The following is a 17,227-nucleotide window of genomic DNA, read 5'->3' on the forward strand; positions in this document are numbered from 1 at the left end:
TGAGGGTGCCGCCCTTTTTTCGTATCACGCTTTTTTGGCAGGAAGCAGCGCTTCCAGTTTTTCCTGATCGCGAGCGAACTGACGAATGCCTTCGGCCAGTTTCTCGGTGGCCATGGCATCTTCGTTGGAGTTCCAGCGGAACTGGCTCTCGGTCAGGCTCTGACGTGGCTCACCTGCATTATTGCCCGGAGCAAGCTTGCGCTCCAGTGTGCCGGTGTCTTCGGCCAATTGCTTGAGCAGCTCGGTGCTGATGGTCAGGCGATCACAACCGGCCAACTGTTCGATCTGATTCAGGTTGCGGAAGCTGGCACCCATCACGACAGTCTTGAAGTCGTTGGCCTTGTAATAATTGTAGATGCGCGTTACCGACTGCACGCCCGGGTCTTCTGCACCGGTGTAATCGGTGCCTGTCGACTTCTTGTACCAGTCGTAGATGCGGCCCACGAATGGCGAAATCAGGAAGACGCCAGCCTCGGCGCAAGCCACAGCCTGGGCAAAGGAAAACAGCAACGTCAGGTTGGTCTGGATACCTTTCTTCTCAAGGTATTCGGCGGCGCGGATACCTTCCCAGGTGGAGGCAAGCTTCACCAGCACACGATCGTTTTCGACACCGGCAGCGTTGTAAAGGCCGATCAGGCGTTCACTGCGTTCGATCAGCGCGTTAGTGTCGAAGGACAGTCGCGCGTCCACTTCAGTGGACACGCGGCCGGGTACGACCTTGAGAATCTCCTGACCGATGGCCACTGCGAAATGGTCGCAGGCCAGGCCTATGTCGCCTTTGCCACGTGCGAATGCTTCTTCGAGCATCGCTTTATTGCTTTCGCTCGAAGCTGCCTTGAGCAGCAGAGAAGGGTTGGTGGTTGCATCTTGAGGCTTGAGGCTCTTGATTGCGCCGAAGTCGCCGGTGTCAGCAACAACGGTGGTGAATTTCTTGAGTTGATCCAGCTTGGAAGTCATGAGCGTGCTCTGTCCTGTGCGGTTGGATGACATTACCCGAGCGCTGCCGACCACTCAAGGCCGCAGCGTTTACTGCTGCCGATGATAGGCCCTGAGGGACGGCATTGTCGTGAATACCTTTGTCTAGACTGTTTTGAGCCTCGCACCGACTGCTTGTTCCCTTGATATGAATTTAAGCTCTTTAGAGCGACCTGCATGCTGCAGGATTCACAGCGACCACTTCAGCGATACCATCAGGTTGCGCGGGTCGCCGTACACGCCGCTGCCGGTGGCCAGCGGAATGCCTTGCCAGTATTTTTCGTCGAATACGTTGTTGAGGTTGACTCGCGCGTCCCAGTGCTCGTCGAACCGGTAGCCTGCCATCAGGCCCACGACCGCATAGGCATCCTGCACGGAGTGACCGTTGCCGACCCGATTGTACGTCTCGCTTTGTGCCAGGACATCTGCGCCCACGCGCCATTTGTTCAGGTTGCCGGGCAGGTGATAGGACGTTGCTGCCTTGAACAGGTGTTTCGGTTGGTTGGGCGCAAACAGGTCGCCCTTGTCATTGGTCCGGTCCTTCACGTACTGGCTCAACACCAGTGTGTAGGAGGCGGAGGCCTGCCAGTCAGGTGTCAGCTGGCCGGTGATTTCTGCGTCGATACCCCGGCTGCGCACTTCTCCGGCGGCTTCGTAACAGACGCGATTCTGCTGCTGGCAGGTGGCTGGCGGATTGACGATGGCATACGCGCGGTTTTCCTGGGTCATGTCGAAGACTGCCAGCGAGGCATTCAGGCCGCCGTCGAAGTACTCGCCTTTCAGACCGATCTCATAACTTTCGCCGGTCATCGGGTCAAGCACGCCGCCTCCCGCGTCCAGCTGGTTTTGCGGCTTGAAGATCTCTGTATAGCTGGCGTAGGCCGAGTAGGTGTCGTTCAGGTCATAGACAACACCGGCGTAGGGCGTGACTTCGCGTATGACCTTGTAGTCACCATTATTGGCCGAACGATTCTGGTAGTCGTACCAGCTCACTCGGCTGCCGACGATAAGGTGCAACGGATCAATCGGGTTGAGACGCGCAGCAGCGTAGACACCTTCCTCGGTGGCGGTGTTCTGGCTGACATAGGCAGTGCGCGTGGCAGGGTCTGGTTTTGCAATCACATTGGGATTGAAGTGGTAGATATCGATTGGCGTGGAGCCGTAGAAACCGCCTTTCTGGTCAAACTTCTCTTCGCGACGACTGACCCCGAGCATCAGCTCATGCTCTCGGCCAAACAGCTGGAACGGGCCCGATAGTGAGCCGTCGAGACTGGTCTGCACATCCGTGGTGTCGTACTGGCCGGCTGCCTGGCCGTAGCCGGTGCCGTTGGCGGTCAGGTAGTTGGAGTACATGTCGGACTCCGCCCAGATTCTGGTCGCTGCCAGCTTGCTGCTCCAGCCGTTGTCGAAATGATGGGTCAGGTCAGTGAAGAGGCTGACGTTCTGCCTGTCCCAGTAGGCCCAGTCGTTGCTCAGGAACGTGGAGCGCGGCAGGCCAAGATTCTCGCCGTTCGGACCGGACGGCAGGCTGCCCCAGTCGGAGGTCGCGTCATCGCGCTGTTTCGAGGCTCCGATGGTCCACGTGGTCGAATCGCTGAGATCGGCTTCCAGTACGCCATAGAACGTCTGGCGTTCTTTATCGCGCTCATCGACAAAACTGTTGCCCGTTTCATAGGCCGTCACCACGCGGCCGCGCAATGTACCGGAATCGTTGAGCCGGTTCGACGCGTCCACTTCGGTACGGTAACGGTCCCAACTCCCTGCGCTGGCAGTCACGCTGACTTGCGGAGTCGCGGTAGGACGCTTGCGGATCAGGTTCAGCGTCGCCGATGGACTGCCCGCGCCGGTCATCAGCCCCGTCGCGCCGCGTACCACCTCGACGCGGTCGTACAGGGCCAGATCGGCACCGGAAATGGTGTCCAGTGTAAAGGTGCTGACGATTGTCGGCAGACCGTCATACATCAGGTTATCGATGGCAAAGCCGCGCGCCAGAAACTGCTGGCGGTCCGAGCCGAACTTGCGCAGTGTGACGCCGGGTGCATATTTGACCACATCATTGAGGTCGTTCATGCCTTGATCTTCAATGCGCTGGCGGGTGATCACGCTCACCGACTGCGGCGTCTCGCGAATCGAGAGGGGCAGTTTGGTCGCGCTGTTCATCGATCCGGTCGTATACGAGCCGCTGCCTTCCGTAGTGGCCATTCCAGCGATTCCCGTTTGAGCGCTGATATCCACGTTGCCCAGCGTCATGGGGCCATTGCTGGCTGGCTGGAACACCTTCGCGGCATTGCCCTGCACCTGCGCATCAAGGCCGCTGCCCAGCAGCAGTCGGCTCAATGCCTGAGCCGGTTCCAGGCTGCCTCTGACAGCCGGGGCCTGCTTGCTTGCAATCAGGGAGTCATCAACTGATATCTGCAGGCCGCTTGCCTGACTCAGTTGTGTCAGCGACCTGGAGAGCGGCTGTGCGGGCAGATCGAGTTGAACGGGGGCTGCCACAGCGGTGGCTGAAAGCCCGAGGACTAAAATACCGGTCAGCGAAGGGAGAAACGGACGAAGCATTAGGGTCATTCCTGCAAGGGCTGAGGACGTGGCGGTACATGTCGCAGATGGTGTGCCTGTCGCAACAGTGGTGACGGGCAGCGGCGGGGCGAGACTAACAACTTTTTTGCGCTTTACTAAACGCTAATCACTATCAGTTACATTCTCATACATATTTTCTGCACAAGCCTCGCCTGTGGCGTCGAGCGGCGCATTGGGGTAAAGATGCTGTTCAACTCGCGATCATCTGAAGGAACCAGCATGCATTCACGACGCTTCCCCATCACTGCCGCAATCGGACTTTCCCTGGTGTCCATGGGCCTGTTTTCCATGGCTGCGAACGCCGCCGAGCTGTCACCCGATCAGTTGCTGAAAAAAGCCCAGGCCGAACAGCCGGCCTACCTCGACACTGTCCGGCAACTGGTCGATATCGATACAGGCACCGGCCAGGCACCCGGGCTGAAGACCGTCAGCGCGATGCTGGTCGAACGTCTCAAGGCGCTGGGCGCGGAAGTCTCCACCACGCCGGCAGAGCCTTCGGCGGGGAACAATATCGTCGGCACTTTCAAAGGCAACGGCACACGCTCTTTTCTGTTGATGGTCCACTACGACACGGTGTTCGGGCCGGGCACCGCCGCCAAGCGTCCCTTCAGGCTCGACAGCGAGCGCGCCTATGGTCCCGGGGTGGCAGATGCCAAGGGTGGCGTGGCGATGATTCTGCATGCGCTGCAGCTGTTGCAGGATGAGCAGTTCAAGGAGTTCGGCACGCTCACTGTGCTCTTCAACCCGGACGAGGAGACCGGCTCCAGCGGCTCGAAAAAAGTCATCGCCGAACTCGCTCGCCAGCATGACTACGTGTTTTCGTACGAGCCGCCTGACAAGGATGCCGTCACTGTCGCCACCAACGGCATCAATGGCTTGCTTCTCGACGTCAAAGGCAAATCGTCACACGCAGGCTCCGCTCCAGAGGCCGGGCGCAATGCGGCCATCGAGCTGGCGCATCAGCTGCTGCAGCTCAAGGACCTCGGCGACCCGGGCAAAGGCACGACCGTCAACTGGACGCTGATCAAGGGCGGGGAGAAGCGCAACATCATTCCATCCAGCGCGTCGGCCGAGGCGGACATGCGCTATTCCGACCTCAGCGAGAGCGACCGGGTACTGGCTGATGGACAAAAGATCGTGAAGAAGACGCTGGTCGATGGCACCGAAGTGACCTTGCGAATGGAAAAAGGCCGACCGCCGCTGGCCAGAAACCCTGGCTCCGAACAGCTGGCGAAAACCGCGCAGACGCTCTACCAGAAAACAGGCCGCACTCTGGAGCCGATTGCCATGCGTTTCGGTACCGACGCGGGCTATGCCTATGTACCGGGCAGTGCGAAGCCTGCGGTGCTCGAAACCATGGGCGTGGTCGGCGCGGGTCTGCACGCCGACGATGAATACATCGAGTTATCGAGCATCGCGCCCAGGCTTTACCTGACCGTGGCGCTGATTACGCAGTTGTCGAAGGGGGATGCAACGCCCTGACGGCTTGTGAGGTGAGCGCTGACAGGCGTGGTCTCCGGCCCACGCCATCTGTCGATGTGCCGGGCATTGCGATTGACCTGACCGCCGATAAACGATTAACTGTATATGTATACAGTTAATCAGAAAAGGCTCGTCTCATGAGTGTTACCTTCCTTGGCCCGTTGTCGGCAGGGGGCATTAAGCTTCCGTTCATATCGCTGTCGTCCGTGGGCTCCAGATCGCCAGTGGTCGAGAAGCATGTTTCCATTGCCGAGCTTTGCGAGGTCCGGGAGCCGCACGCCTACCTGGCCAGGATCGAAGACCAAGGTATGCAAGGGGGCGGCATGTGCAGCGGGGACATGCTAGTGGTCGACCGCAGCCAGTACGCCGAGCACGGTGACATCGTCGTTGCCTCGCTCAATGCACGGCAGATCTGCCGGCGTTTGCACATGCGTGGCGACGTGGTGATTCTGGAGTCGCAAAACCCGGATTACCCGCCACTGCATGTCACCGACAACGATGACCTGATCATCCTGGGTGTGGTGACCTACAGCCTGAAAAACCTGCTGGAGGGCCGCGCTGCATCATCGGCTCATCGATGAACAGCCGCATGTCCTTGCATTGCACGCCGCTGCGTGATCTGCTTCCCACTCTATGGCTTTTAGCGGAATACCGAGCGCATGCAAGAACGACTTGACCAGTTACGGCTCCCCAAGCCTGTACAGGGAGAAATCAGTGACCTGGTAAGGGCGCTCGACGCAACCAGCACCCGCGTCGACGTGGAAGCCGAAGCGGCGTTGCAGATCGAATATATTCATGGTCTGGAGACCAGCAGAAAGCTGCGTCCAGCCGATGCCGAAGCGCTTTACATCATATTCGACGACGCAGTTCAGGCTCGTTTACAGGCACTTGCCGATTAGATTCGGTATCCCGTTATCGCCCTGCCTGCGTGAATTTCACTCCAGACGTTATCTGTCCGCTGGATAGGGACGGATGCATTGGCTTACCCTACGAATCCGCAATCTGCGGGGTTCATGTTCAGGTTTGAATGGCAATGCGTTTATCAGGCTTCATCCTCGAGAACATCGAACCTATCGTGCGCGAGTGGACCGATTTCGCGCGCACCCTGTCCACCCTCGGCGAGCCTCTGGATACCACAGAGCTGAGAGATCATGTCGAGCAAATGCTGCGGGCTATCGCTACTGATCTGCAAACGGATCAATCGCTGCAGCAGCAGGTCGACAAATCGCAAGGCCACGCCGTGTCGCATGAAGATACGGCGGCGAAAATCCACGCGATCACCCGATTGATGTCTGGCTTCACCATTGACCAGGTGGTCTCGGAGTTTCGGGCATTACGGGCAAGTGTGATCAAGCAGTGGATGTCGCAAGAGGCGCTGGATACTCAGCAGCAGATCGAAGATATGATCCGCTTCAATGAAGCCATAGATCAGGCCCTCGCCGAGTCCATCACCAGCTACACAGGCGCGGTTCAGGCGTCACGCAATATCTTTCTGGGCATCCTCGGGCACGACTTGCGCACCCCGCTAAGCGCGATATTGCTGGGTGCCGACGTGCTGTTGCGCACCCATGATCTGGGCGCGCGGCCCACCAAGGTCGCCTCGAGGATCTATTCCAGCGTGAAGCGCGCCAACCAGATCGTTGGCGACTTGCTCGACTTCACACGTTCGCAGATCGGTCCTGGCATCCCGCTGAAAAAGACCGAAGTAGATATGCAACCCATCTGTGCCCGCATCGTTGAAGAGTCGAGTACGGTCCACCCGGAAGCAGACATTCGCCTGACCTCAGATGATCCGGTAATTGGCAACTTTGATGGCGATCGCCTCGAACAGGTCTTCTCGAACCTCATCGGCAATGCCATCCAGCATGGCAATAGCTGCGATCCCGTCGAAGTGACGCTGGCGGTCTCGGAGAGCGAGCTCCGCTTTACCGTCCACAACACCGGCAGCCCGATTCCCGAAGACGTACTCCCGTTCATCTTCAACCCGATGGACCGCTACTCACCCGAAAAGATGACCGACAACGGACCTTATTCAAGCCTGGGGCTGGGTCTGTTCATCGTCGACAGGATTGTCGATGCGCACGGCGGGCGTATCGAGGTGACGTCGAAAGTGGAGCTGGGGACTACGTTTGCGGTGATTATTCCGTTGAGTGCGGAGTGAGGTTACTTAGCGGCGATAGAAACGGGATTTCGGTCTCTATCGGATACTTACATGTATGCGCCGTGCACACACTCGATCCTGGCTAACGCATCACGTCATCGAGCTGATTCAGACTCAGCCCCGATTGTAGAAAATCCAGTCCCGCTGGTTCTTCCAGTCCAAGTAAAACAGTTGAAATCTGCCGGTAGGCGTTACGAAACAGTGAGCTGCCCAGGCTGATCCGGCGAACGCCGATTGCCCTGAGTCTGTCAATCGTCATACCGAAAACAGGCAGGACGTTGAGAGGTTTGCTGAGCGCTCTCTGAATCGCCTCAAGGTCCTCGATCGATTTCACGCCGGGTGCGAACAGACAATCTGCTCCTGCTTCTTCAAACGCGACCAGCCGTTTAATAACCTCGGTCAACGAATACTCGTGCGCTCCAAGCAGATAGTCTGTCCTGGCGGTGACGATGAAGTCGGCATTGAGCGCATGGACGGCCTCACTGGCAGCACGCACCCGATCGCACGCTTCTTCGATGGAGAAATACAGAGGGGTGTTCGGGTCATGATAGTCGGATATATCCTCAATGGAGGCACCGGCGCAGCCTATGGCCAAGGTTCTTCTGAAATGCTCCTCAACCTTCACCAGCGTTTTCGCCAGACCATTCTCCAGATCTGCCGTCACGGGTATGTCCACCGCCCGAACGATGCGATCAATCGCCGCAAAGCGATCTTCATTGTCCATCGTGGGAGACGAATCTCGGTAGCCCTGTGCATAGGCAATCCCCGCGCTGGTGGTGCCGAGGCTGGCATAACCCAACTGCTGAATGAGGCGCGCGCTTCCCTCACACCATGCATTGGGCATGACGAATAACTCATCGCGTTCATGTAACTTTCTGAATACCTGGCTGGTGCTCATGGCGCCTCCCTGAAAGGGCAAGCATAGTCCTCTTTATAAATAGCAGAATTAAAAACAAGTGAAGGGCTTGCCATCTGGCAATGTCGTACTTGCGATGTAAACGCTTGGCAAGCCTCTGGAAATTAACGAGCGTAATTGCCATGACGATCAGATGCTCCGTGGCATTGCCAAGGACTTGAACACTGCTCAGTCATACCAGGCGTAGGTCCAACTCTCGAAAGCCTGCCTTTCCTGTTAAACTGCCCGCCATTCCAAACAACTCGTATCTGCACCGTGAAGCCGGTGGTTTCACCTCTGCGTTTACGTGCTGTCACCATGCCCGTTTCGAATAGCTACATTTACAGATCATTTGCTACATCGTGGCAATCGCTTGCTCAAAACGAACAAGCCGGGCTAAAAACAGCTGCACTCAAGATTAATAAACATGACACCTGAAAGCCTAGAAACCCCCGTAAATATTGGCCAACCAGCCCCAGCGCTATCCCGCCGCTTCTCCGTTGCGCCGATGATGGACTGGACCGACCACCATTGCCGCTACTTCATGCGCAAGCTTTCAAAGCATGCCTTGCTCTACACCGAGATGGTCACCACCGGCGCCTTGCTGCATGGCGACCGTGAGCGGTTCCTGCGGCATGATGAGACCGAGCATCCGCTGGCATTGCAGCTGGGTGGCAGCACGGCGGCGGATCTGGCGGCGTGTTCGCGTCTGGCGGAAGAGGCGGGGTATGACGAGGTCAACCTGAACGTCGGTTGCCCGAGTGACCGGGTGCAGAACAACATGATCGGCGCGTGCCTGATGGCGCATCCTGAGCTGGTGGCGGATTGCGTGAAGGCGATGCGCGATGCGGTCGGTATTCCGGTCACGGTCAAGCATCGGATCGGTATCAATGGTCGTGACAGTTATGCCGAGTTGTGTGATTTCGTCGGCAAGGTTCAGGAGGCGGGTTGCCAGAGTTTCACGGTTCACGCGCGTATCGCGATTCTCGAAGGGCTTTCTCCCAAGGAAAACCGCGATATTCCGCCATTGCGGTATGACGTGGTCGCGCAGTTGAAGTCTGACTTTCCTGACCTGGAGATTGTGCTCAACGGCGGCATCAAGACGCTGGAGCAGTGCAGTGAGCATTTGCAGGCGTTCGATGGTGTGATGCTGGGGCGTGAGGCTTATCACAATCCGTATTTGCTGGCGCATGTAGACCAGCAGTTGTTCGGCAGCACTGCGCCCGTCATAAGCCGTTATGACTCGCTGGAGTCGATGCGGCCCTACATTGCGGCGCACATAGCCAGCGGCGGCAACATGCATCACGTGACCCGGCATATGCTTGGTCTCGGCCTGGGTTTCCCTGGCGCGCGGCGCTTCCGTCAATTACTGTCGGTCGACATACACAAGGCCGGAAACCCCATGCTGTTGCTGGATCAGGCAGCGGCGTTTCTTCAGGGGCATTGATCGCATGTGCGGTGCGTTGATCTGAGCTGAATCAAAGGAACCGCTTATTCCAGTAGCGGCGTTGTCGGGCTGCGGTTATGTTGAGCGCATAACCCAACAAGGAAAACGCCCATGCACAAAGTTCTGGTTCCTTTCGACGGCTCCGAGCACGCCATGCGTGCCCTGGGTTATGTCATTGAGCTGTCTGGCGACCTCAACAAGCCGCTTGAAGTGCATGTGCTGAACGTGCAGGCCAGCCCCATCGATTACAGCCTTTATCTGGCTCCCGACATGATTGATGGCGTCAAGGCCGGCCTGACCAATGAAGGCAAGCGGGTGCTGGATGATGCGGTTGCGTTGTTGACTGCTGCCGGTGTGCCGTTTCAGGCCCATGTCGATCTGGGCAACGTCGCCGAACAGGTCGAGGCCGAAGTTCAGCGACTCGGCTGCGACGCGGTGGTCATGGGCACCCGCGGGCTTGGCAACTTTGGCGGCCTGCTGCTGGGCTCCGTGGCCACGCGGGTGATCCACGAAGCATCGGTGCCGGTGACGCTGATCAAATAATCACTGCTGCGCCAGCGTTCGCGGCTGGCGCAGCAGTTCGATATGTTCCGCAGGCACCAGCTCGCGCAGCGATTTATACAGCGCGCGGGTCTCCAGCAGGTTCCAGATGCGCAGCATGGTTTCCAGGGCATCCAGCGGCTTGCTGATGAAATCCCGTGCACCCAGTGCCAGCGCGCGCAGGCGGGTATCGCGCGTCGCGTCGGCGGTCAGCACCATGATCGGCAGGTAGTCATTAGCCGGTATGCGCCGGTTGAGCTGCTCCAGCACCGCGAAGCCATCGAATTCGGGCATGTGCAGATCAAGCACAACGAGGTCGGGCTCGAAGCTGTTGAACAGGTCCAGCGTGCGCAACGGCTCGGTGCTGCTCAGGACATTGGTCAGTCCCTCGCGGGCAAGCAGTTGCTCCATCAGATCAAGGTTGGGCCGCTGGTCATCAATGATCAGAATGCGAAAGTCGCCGGTCATGTGGGCTCCGGTAAATACTGGTCCAGGAGGGCAAGAAACACCGGCACCTGGATGGGTTTGATCACAATGGCCGTGGCTCCGGCCTGTTTCAGTTCGCGATGGGCTTTGTCACTGGTGTCGGCAGTGATCATCAACACGGGCGTCTGGGCGGTAGCCGGCAGGCCTCGCAGACGTTGCAGCACATCGAGCCCCTTGATGTCCGGCAGGCTGAGGTCGAGAAGAATCAGCTGTGGCGCATGCTGGCGTGCCAGGTCCAGCCCCAGCTGGCCCTGCATGCTCGACAGCAACTGGATACCAGGTCTGCGTTGCAGCAGCGTTTCGATCAAGGCCATGCTCGACAGGTTGTCTTCGATGCACAGCAGCTTGCCATGATAGGTCGGGCGGGCAGGGGAGCGGGCATCAGGCGTTATCTCGAAGGGGGTGTCAGCTTGACGGGGCACTGCAGCGGCAGGCGGCTGCACCCGTACAAGCGGCAGCGCCAGTATGAACCGGCAGCCCTCGTCAGGCGTGTTCTGTACGGACAGCGTGCCGTGCATCATCTCCAGCATGCTTTTGCTCAGCGCCAGTCCCAGCCCGGTCCCTTCGACGCTCGGGTTGGCGTCCAGGCGTTCGAACGGTTTGAACAGCTGGCCGATACGCTCCGGCGCAATTCCGTAACCGGTGTCCACTACGCTGACCGTGACCTGCTCGGCAGTCTGCTCGATTTCAATCCGTACCTGGCCAGCGGGCCGGTTGTATTTGATCGCGTTGGACAGCAGGTTCAGCAACACCTGAATCAGGCGCTGACGATCAGCGACCACGCCGATCTCGTCAGGCAGGTTCGGCAAGGGCTGCAATTCGATATTGGCGTCGGCAGCCATCGGCGAGACCAGCACCAGGGCTTCCTCAAGAACGCTCGACAGGGAGACGGGTTCGAGGACCAGGGAAACATGCCCGGCTTCGATTCTGGCGATGTCGAGCACTTCATTGATCAGTTTCAGCAGATGCTGGCCCGCCCGCAGAATATGACCGATTTGCGGGCGCTGGCTGGCGGGGGAATCCATGTCCAGCAACTGGGCAAAGCCCAGAATTGAGTTCAGCGGTGTGCGCAGTTCATGGCTCATGCGCGACAGGAATTCACTTTTGGCCCGGCTGGCGCGTTCGGCTTCCTCGCGCGCAGTCCCCAGGGCAATTTCGGCAACGCGACGATCACTGATGTCACGGGTAATCTTGGAAAAACCGCGCAGCTCGTCATGGCTGTCGTACTGCGCGGTGATCACCACACTGGCCCAAAAACGGCTGCCATCCTTGCGTTGGCGCCAGCCTTCTTCGGTATAGCGGCCGTTGACGGTCGCCTCGTGTAGCGCCATGTCGGGGTGTTGCGGACACTCCTGTTGCAGATAGAACACAGAAAAGTGCTGACCGATGATCTCCTGTTCCGTGTACCCCTTGATACGCTCGGCCCCTGCGTTCCAGGTGGTGATGTAGCCGTTGCGGTCCAGGGCGAAGATGCCGTAGTCCTTGACGCCTTCAATTATCAGCCGCAAACGCTCTTCGTTGTCGCGCAGTGCGCGTTCGCGTTCGACGAGCAGCTGACCGGCTTCGACCAGTCGGGTGCCGAGCTGGCCGATTTCGTCCTTTTCAGGCGGCTGGGGCAGCAGCGGATGCCCGAGCGCCAGACGCTGGGCGTTGCGTTGCACCTGATGCACCCTGGCGACGATGCCCTTGGACAGCATCAGCACGGCAAGAATGGCACCGAAGATTCCGCACGCCGCTGCCAGCAGGGTCGACAGCAACAGGCGCTCGCGGGTGGCTGCGGCAGCCTCGGTACGTTCGGCGAGCAGTGCGTCTTCACGCTCGCGCATGATGCCGATGCGTTCGCGCAACTGGTCGAGCACGTACTTGTTTTCGATCAGGATGCGGGCGACGGTTTCCTGATCTTCCCTGTTCATCGAACGCAGTTTTTCCAGGCCGTCGACCTTGGTGTTGATCAGCGGCTCGATGGCTTTCAGGTGCTCGCGCATCTGCTCGTCACGCACATTGGTGTTGAGCCGGGTCAACGCCGCCTCGATCAGCGGTTGCGCGTTGAGATAGCCGGGCAGGAAGTCTTCCTGGTGGGTCAGCAGATAGCCACGTACGCTGGCCGCGCCTTCTGCAATCTGGGTGTGAAGGGTCTGGATATCGCCTTGCACGAGCAGCACACGCCGTACGTCTTCCTCTGCCCGAGCGGTCTGGCGCTCGGCGATATAGATCAGCACCAGCGAGAACATGAGAATCGCCAGTGGCAGCGAAATAGCCACCAGCGCCTTGCCGCGTAGCGGAAGGTCTTCCCAGCGACTGCTGGCGTGTGCGGTCATTGCCAGTCGCTCGTCGATTGGCTCACCAGGCCCAGCGCCACACCGCGTACCGCGGCCTGCGTGCGGTCCGAGGCGCCGAGCTTGCCGATAACCTTCTCCACGTGGGCCTTGGCAGTGCCGGTGGTAATGCCAAGTTTTTCGCCTATTTCCCGATTGCTGAAGCCGCCCGCTACCAGCCCGAGTACCTGGCGTTCACGCGGGGTGAGGGTTTCCGGCAGGGCTGCGCCACTGGTGTTGCGTTCGGTCATGCGCCGCAGCAGGCGTGCGCTGACGGCGCTGTTCAGTGCTTCTTCACCGCGCGCCACGCGTTGCAGGCCGTCGATCACTTCGTCGCGGCTGGCATCCTTGAGCAGGTAGCCCACCGCACCGGCGCTGATGGCGGCTTCCAGGTGATCGGTGCTGTCGTCCATGGTGAAAATCACCACTTTCAGATCCGGCATGCGCTGCTTGAGAATCCGTGCAGCGCCCAGCCCGTTGAGCACCGGCATACGAATGTCGAGGATAGCGATGTCCGGTTGCAGCTCCTGGCACAGATCGATGGCTTGCTGGCCGTCGGCTGCCTGACCGACCACTTCGAACTCCGGATGCCCCGCCAGCAGCGAGACGAACCCGGTACGCGTCACTTCATGATCGTCCGCCAAAACCAGTCGCACAGTGTCAGTCATGTCATTGCCTTGTCTGCAGTAAAAGGAACGATGGCGCGCAGTCGGGTGCCGTGCCCGGGCCGACTGACGCAGGTCAGACGGCCACCGAGCAGGCTGGCGCGCTCCTGCATGGCCACCAGGCCCAGTTTCTGAACGCCTTTGCCATTAAACGGGGTGTGTGTGATGAAACCACTGCCGTTGTCTTCCAGCCGCAGTGAAATGTGCTCTTCACTCAGTTCCAGGGCCAATTCTACGCGGCCTGCACTGGCGTGTTTGAGCACATTGTTGATGCCTTCCTGGGCAATACGGAACAGGGCGATTTCCAGATGGCTGGGCAGGCGGGTCATGGACCGCGACTGCCAGTGCACCGCGACTCCGGCTTCGCGCAACCGGTCGGCCTCCTTGTCGACCGCCTGCAGCAGTCCGAAATCGTCCAGCACGCTCGGCCGCAGGCCGCTGATCAGTTGTCGACCTTCACCCACGCAGTGCTGTGCCAGCTTGAGAATGGCCTGCAGGTCTGCGTTCAGCGGCTCGGGCAGGTCCGGACAGCGACCGGCAAAACCCTGCAATCGCTGGTGCAGACCGGCCAGTGTCTGAGCCAGTCCATCATGCAGGTCGTATGCCATGCGTTTGCGTTCGTCTTCCTGAGCAGTAAACAGCTGGCGGACCAGTTCGGACATGGTCTGCTCTCTGACCACCAGCGCGTCAAGCAGCCGATTGTTTTCCAGATGTGCCGCCAGCAACGTCGCCAGCAATTGCAGTGACTCGATGTCCTCGTTGTCCGGCGCATTGATGCCCACGCTGTTGGCCAGCAGCAGGGTGCCGAAAGAGCCTTCGTCGGCGCCGCGCAACGGTAACAGCAGCATGCACGGCAGGGCGGTATCGGGCCGCTCCAGCCATTGCGGGCCAATGGCCAGCGGGTCGGCAGCGGTTTCAAGCGTAGCGAGGCGTTCTGCACTGCCATGACTGGCGGTGGTCTGCACACCGTCGTCGGCACTCCATTCCAGCAACAGGCCATGGTCCATCGCCACGAATGCGCACGCGCGTTGCAGTACGCGCTGGCGCATGGCTTGAGGTGGCAGATGGGTCAGCTCCTGACCGGTATCCACCAGCAGGCGAAGACGTGCGGCGCGGCTTTGCGACTGGCGATACTGGTTGCGGATGGCCAGTGCGCTTGCCGGATCAAGGGGAGGACTTTGCATGGGGTGCTCCAGCGAGGGTTGATGCCCGCGCGGGCATAACAGAAGTCAGGCTATTAGAACTGTATCAGGAGGTGAAGCCCATCTGCCGATCGGCATACACAGTTAACCCCGGTTGGCCGATGGCGAGCCGTGGCGGGGAGGGCAAAGTGGCACTCACTGAATCCCTGAACAGATCCCCGTAGGAGAGTAGCGATGAAAACGAAATTGACCGCCCTGGCCCTGTTGCTGGCTGTAAGTGCACCGATGGTTCAAGCTGCTGCCGAGCCGTCCGGCTATACCTACCGCATGGTGGCCGAGACGCCAAGCAATGTGAACGACAAGGAAATCGCCGGTCTGTTTGATCGCTGGAACAAGGCCCTGCAAACCGGAAACTCCACTACCGTCGCATCTTTGTACACGCCGGACGCTGTCCTGCAGCCTACGGTCTCCAACAAGGTGCGTGCCACTCCGGCAGAGATCAAGGATTACTTCGATAAGTTCCTGGCGCTCAAGCCGGTTGGCGAGATCAACTACCGGGAGATTCGTCGCCTGGGGCCGGACGCCGCTGCGGACAACGGTGTCTACACCTTCACGTTGACGGCTCCGGACGGCAAAAAGACCAAGGTACAGGCACGCTATTCGTTTCTTTATCACCGCGTCGGCAACGAGTGGAAGATTCTCAACCACCACTCCTCGGCGATGCCGGAAGTGCAGCCCGAGTACCAGGTCAGCCGCTGATCTGTCGTCGGCCAGGCTGAAAACAAAAAATCCGGAGCACGTGCTCCGGATTTTTTTTGTCTGCCAGGACCGCTCGCTATCAGGCTTCGGCCTGGGCGCCATTGACCTTGCGGCAATGAATCAGCGCATCGCGGATCATGAAGTTGACCAGCGTCGGCGACACACCCAGTTCCTTGGCGATGTCCTTTTGCGGCACGCCGTGCAGGCGGTACATCTCGAACGCATAGCGGGTACGCGGCGGCAACTCGGTCAGGGCGTCGGCAATTTTCTCCAGGCTGGAGAAATTGATGTGCGAGATTTCCGGCGAGGCACCCTGAATCACCACGTTCAGCCCCTCGGCCTCGGGGCCGGTGTATTTCTGTTCCAGCGCCTGTTTGCGGTAATGATCGATGGCCAGGTTGCGCACGATCTGAAACAGGTAACTGAGCTGTGCCTTGAAGGTCAGTGTGGCCTGCGGTGCCGAGCGCAGTCTGAAAAAGGCATCCTGCACGACGTCTTCGGCGCGCGAGCGGCAACCCACGATGCGGGCCGCAATCTTGACCAGCAGCAAGTAGTTATCGACGAATGCCTGGAGTAAGGGTGAGTCGCACTTACTTGTGATTACGTGTTCCGTCATGGAATTCACCTTGCTGCTTTAACAATGGAGGGGGAGGGCCGCATGGAGGGGGCAGCACCATCACATGGGGCGACAAATTAGCCTTAATGATAATTATTGTCAAATGCGAAAGCCAATCAGCGCACTTTAAAAGGGCGCTTTTGTCGTGCATGTCCTCGCCGCGTGCATCCGCCTAATTATTTGCAGACGCCATCCGTTCTCATTGGTGACAGGCCCGACCACGGTTGCGGCCAGGGAATACCTCAGGAGAACCCCATGCGTTCCGATCACGTGCATCGCCGCTTTTACATCCGCGCCCACAGCCGGACGGTTTCGATATGAGCACGCCGGTGAGCCTGACGCTGTTCTGTCTGCCTTATTCCGGGGCCAGCGCGATGTTCTACAGCCCCTGGCGGCGCAAATTGCCGGAGTGGCTGAACGTGCGCCCGCTGGAGCTTCCCGGTCGAGGCATGCGCATGGACGAGCCATTGCAGACCGACATCGTGCAGTTGGCCAATCATCTGGCCGATGAAATCAGTGCCGAACTGGACAAGCCCTATGCGCTGTTTGGCCACAGTCTGGGCGGGCTGCTGGCCTTTGAGCTGGCGCACGCCCTGCGCGAGCGCGGTCTGCCTGTACCGCTGGCGCTGTTCGCGTCGGCGACTGCCGGCCCGGTGCGCCGCGACGTCAGCGAATACGCCGCCGCCAAGACCGATGCGCAGCTGCTCGACCGATTGCGCACGTTAAAAGGCACCAGCGAAAACGTCATTGCCAACCAGGAACTCATGCAGTTGATGCTGCCGATCCTGCGCGCCGATTTTCTACTCTGCGGCAGCTTTGTGTATGGCAGGCGCGAGCCGCTCAGCGTGCCGATCCATGTCTTTGGCGGCAAGCAGGACAGCATCGGCGTCGAGGAGCTGCTCGACTGGCAGGAAGAGACCTGCACCGGTTTCTCTCTGGACATGTTCGAGGGCCATCACTTTTACCTGGTCGACGAGCAAACGCAGCTGCTTCGTCTACTGCGGCGCTACTGCGAACAGCACCTGGCACGTTGGCGCAATAGCGCGTCACGGCAAATGAACCGGGCCGCCGGTTGACCCTGTTTGCCCCACGCGCGGCCTCCTTGCGGGGCGCGCGTCTTTTTTGAAATTCAGATTTTATCTGGCACGCCGAATCTAGCAGGAA

The 17,227-nt window shown here is 59.3% G+C and carries 16 protein-coding genes; 8 read left to right on the top strand and 8 right to left on the bottom strand.

The window, feature by feature from the left end; all coding sequences use genetic code 11:
• Positions 1-24 precede the first annotated feature (24 nt).
• Positions 25-957 (bottom strand): transaldolase, encoded by a 933-nt coding sequence (gene tal, locus BLR20_RS00555; protein WP_010426783.1) that lies wholly within the window; start codon positions 955-957, stop codon positions 25-27.
• A 207-nt stretch (positions 958-1,164) separates the two neighbouring features.
• Positions 1,165-3,534 (bottom strand): TonB-dependent siderophore receptor, encoded by a 2,370-nt coding sequence (locus tag BLR20_RS00560; RefSeq protein ID WP_054993699.1) that lies wholly within the window; start codon positions 3,532-3,534, stop codon positions 1,165-1,167.
• 240 nt (positions 3,535-3,774) lie between these two features.
• On the opposite strand from BLR20_RS00560, the gene BLR20_RS00565 reads away from it, so the two are divergent.
• From BLR20_RS00565 to BLR20_RS00580, 4 genes are all read left to right on the top strand, one after another.
• Positions 3,775-5,037: a M20/M25/M40 family metallo-hydrolase gene (locus tag BLR20_RS00565; protein WP_032611452.1), complete on the top strand. Its 1,263-nt coding sequence runs from the start codon at positions 3,775-3,777 to the stop codon at positions 5,035-5,037.
• Positions 5,038-5,174: 137 nt separating this feature from the next.
• Positions 5,175-5,618 carry a LexA family protein gene (locus tag BLR20_RS00570; RefSeq protein ID WP_003407014.1) on the top strand — a complete coding sequence of 148 codons (444 nt, stop codon included), beginning with the start codon at positions 5,175-5,177 and terminating at the stop codon, positions 5,616-5,618.
• 78 nt (positions 5,619-5,696) lie between these two features.
• The gene (locus tag BLR20_RS00575; protein WP_010426787.1) at positions 5,697-5,936 is read left to right on the top strand and encodes a hypothetical protein; all 240 of its coding nucleotides are present in this window, start codon (positions 5,697-5,699) and stop codon (positions 5,934-5,936) included.
• A gap of 134 nt (positions 5,937-6,070) precedes the next feature.
• A complete protein-coding gene (locus BLR20_RS00580; protein ID WP_032611454.1) occupies positions 6,071-7,198 on the top strand; it encodes a sensor histidine kinase in 1,128 nt (375 codons plus the stop codon).
• Positions 7,199-7,280: 82 nt separating this feature from the next.
• Here the strand turns inward: BLR20_RS00580 and BLR20_RS00585 are convergent, their stop codons facing one another.
• Positions 7,281-8,096, bottom strand: a complete 816-nt coding sequence (locus BLR20_RS00585) for an isocitrate lyase/PEP mutase family protein (RefSeq protein ID WP_054993698.1) — start codon at positions 8,094-8,096, stop codon at positions 7,281-7,283.
• A gap of 424 nt (positions 8,097-8,520) precedes the next feature.
• On the opposite strand from BLR20_RS00585, the gene dusA reads away from it, so the two are divergent.
• Both dusA and BLR20_RS00595 read left to right on the top strand, forming a co-directional pair.
• Complete coding sequence (dusA, locus tag BLR20_RS00590) at positions 8,521-9,540, top strand: tRNA dihydrouridine(20/20a) synthase DusA (RefSeq protein ID WP_054993697.1); 1,020 nt, start codon at positions 8,521-8,523, stop codon at positions 9,538-9,540.
• A 111-nt stretch (positions 9,541-9,651) separates the two neighbouring features.
• Complete coding sequence (locus BLR20_RS00595; RefSeq protein ID WP_010426793.1) at positions 9,652-10,083, top strand: universal stress protein; 432 nt, start codon at positions 9,652-9,654, stop codon at positions 10,081-10,083.
• Here the strand turns inward: BLR20_RS00595 and BLR20_RS00600 are convergent, their stop codons facing one another.
• The 4 genes from BLR20_RS00600 to BLR20_RS00615 are packed head-to-tail and all read right to left on the bottom strand — an operon-like array spanning position 10,084 to position 14,730.
• A complete protein-coding gene (locus tag BLR20_RS00600) occupies positions 10,084-10,548 on the bottom strand; it encodes a response regulator (protein WP_010426794.1) in 465 nt (154 codons plus the stop codon). It abuts the gene before it with no gap.
• Positions 10,545-12,884 (bottom strand): ATP-binding protein, encoded by a 2,340-nt coding sequence (locus BLR20_RS00605; RefSeq protein ID WP_074594266.1) that lies wholly within the window; start codon positions 12,882-12,884, stop codon positions 10,545-10,547. The genes BLR20_RS00600 and BLR20_RS00605 overlap by 4 nt, the downstream gene beginning before the upstream one ends.
• Positions 12,881-13,549, bottom strand: coding sequence for a response regulator (locus BLR20_RS00610; protein WP_054993087.1), 669 nt, complete (start codon positions 13,547-13,549; stop codon positions 12,881-12,883). The genes BLR20_RS00605 and BLR20_RS00610 overlap by 4 nt, the downstream gene beginning before the upstream one ends.
• A complete protein-coding gene (locus tag BLR20_RS00615; protein ID WP_054993086.1) occupies positions 13,546-14,730 on the bottom strand; it encodes a sensor histidine kinase in 1,185 nt (394 codons plus the stop codon). The genes BLR20_RS00610 and BLR20_RS00615 overlap by 4 nt, the downstream gene beginning before the upstream one ends.
• Before the next feature lie 192 nt (positions 14,731-14,922).
• Between BLR20_RS00615 and BLR20_RS00620 the strand changes: the two genes are divergently transcribed.
• Entirely contained in the window at positions 14,923-15,447 is a 525-nt protein-coding gene (locus BLR20_RS00620; protein ID WP_010426797.1) for an SgcJ/EcaC family oxidoreductase, read from the top strand.
• A 79-nt stretch (positions 15,448-15,526) separates the two neighbouring features.
• On the opposite strand, the gene BLR20_RS00625 is transcribed toward BLR20_RS00620, so the two are convergent.
• The gene (locus tag BLR20_RS00625; RefSeq protein ID WP_003319375.1) at positions 15,527-16,063 is read right to left on the bottom strand and encodes an RNA polymerase factor sigma-70; all 537 of its coding nucleotides are present in this window, start codon (positions 16,061-16,063) and stop codon (positions 15,527-15,529) included.
• Positions 16,064-16,380: 317 nt separating this feature from the next.
• Between BLR20_RS00625 and BLR20_RS00630 the strand changes: the two genes are divergently transcribed.
• On the top strand, positions 16,381-17,139 hold the full coding sequence (locus BLR20_RS00630; protein WP_054993085.1) for a thioesterase II family protein: 759 nt from the start codon (positions 16,381-16,383) through the stop codon (positions 17,137-17,139).
• Positions 17,140-17,227: the final 88 nt, after the last annotated feature.

Origin of the sequence: Pseudomonas congelans (assembly GCF_900103225.1) — a bacterium.
GTDB classification, from domain to species: Bacteria; Pseudomonadota; Gammaproteobacteria; order Pseudomonadales; family Pseudomonadaceae; genus Aquipseudomonas; species Aquipseudomonas congelans.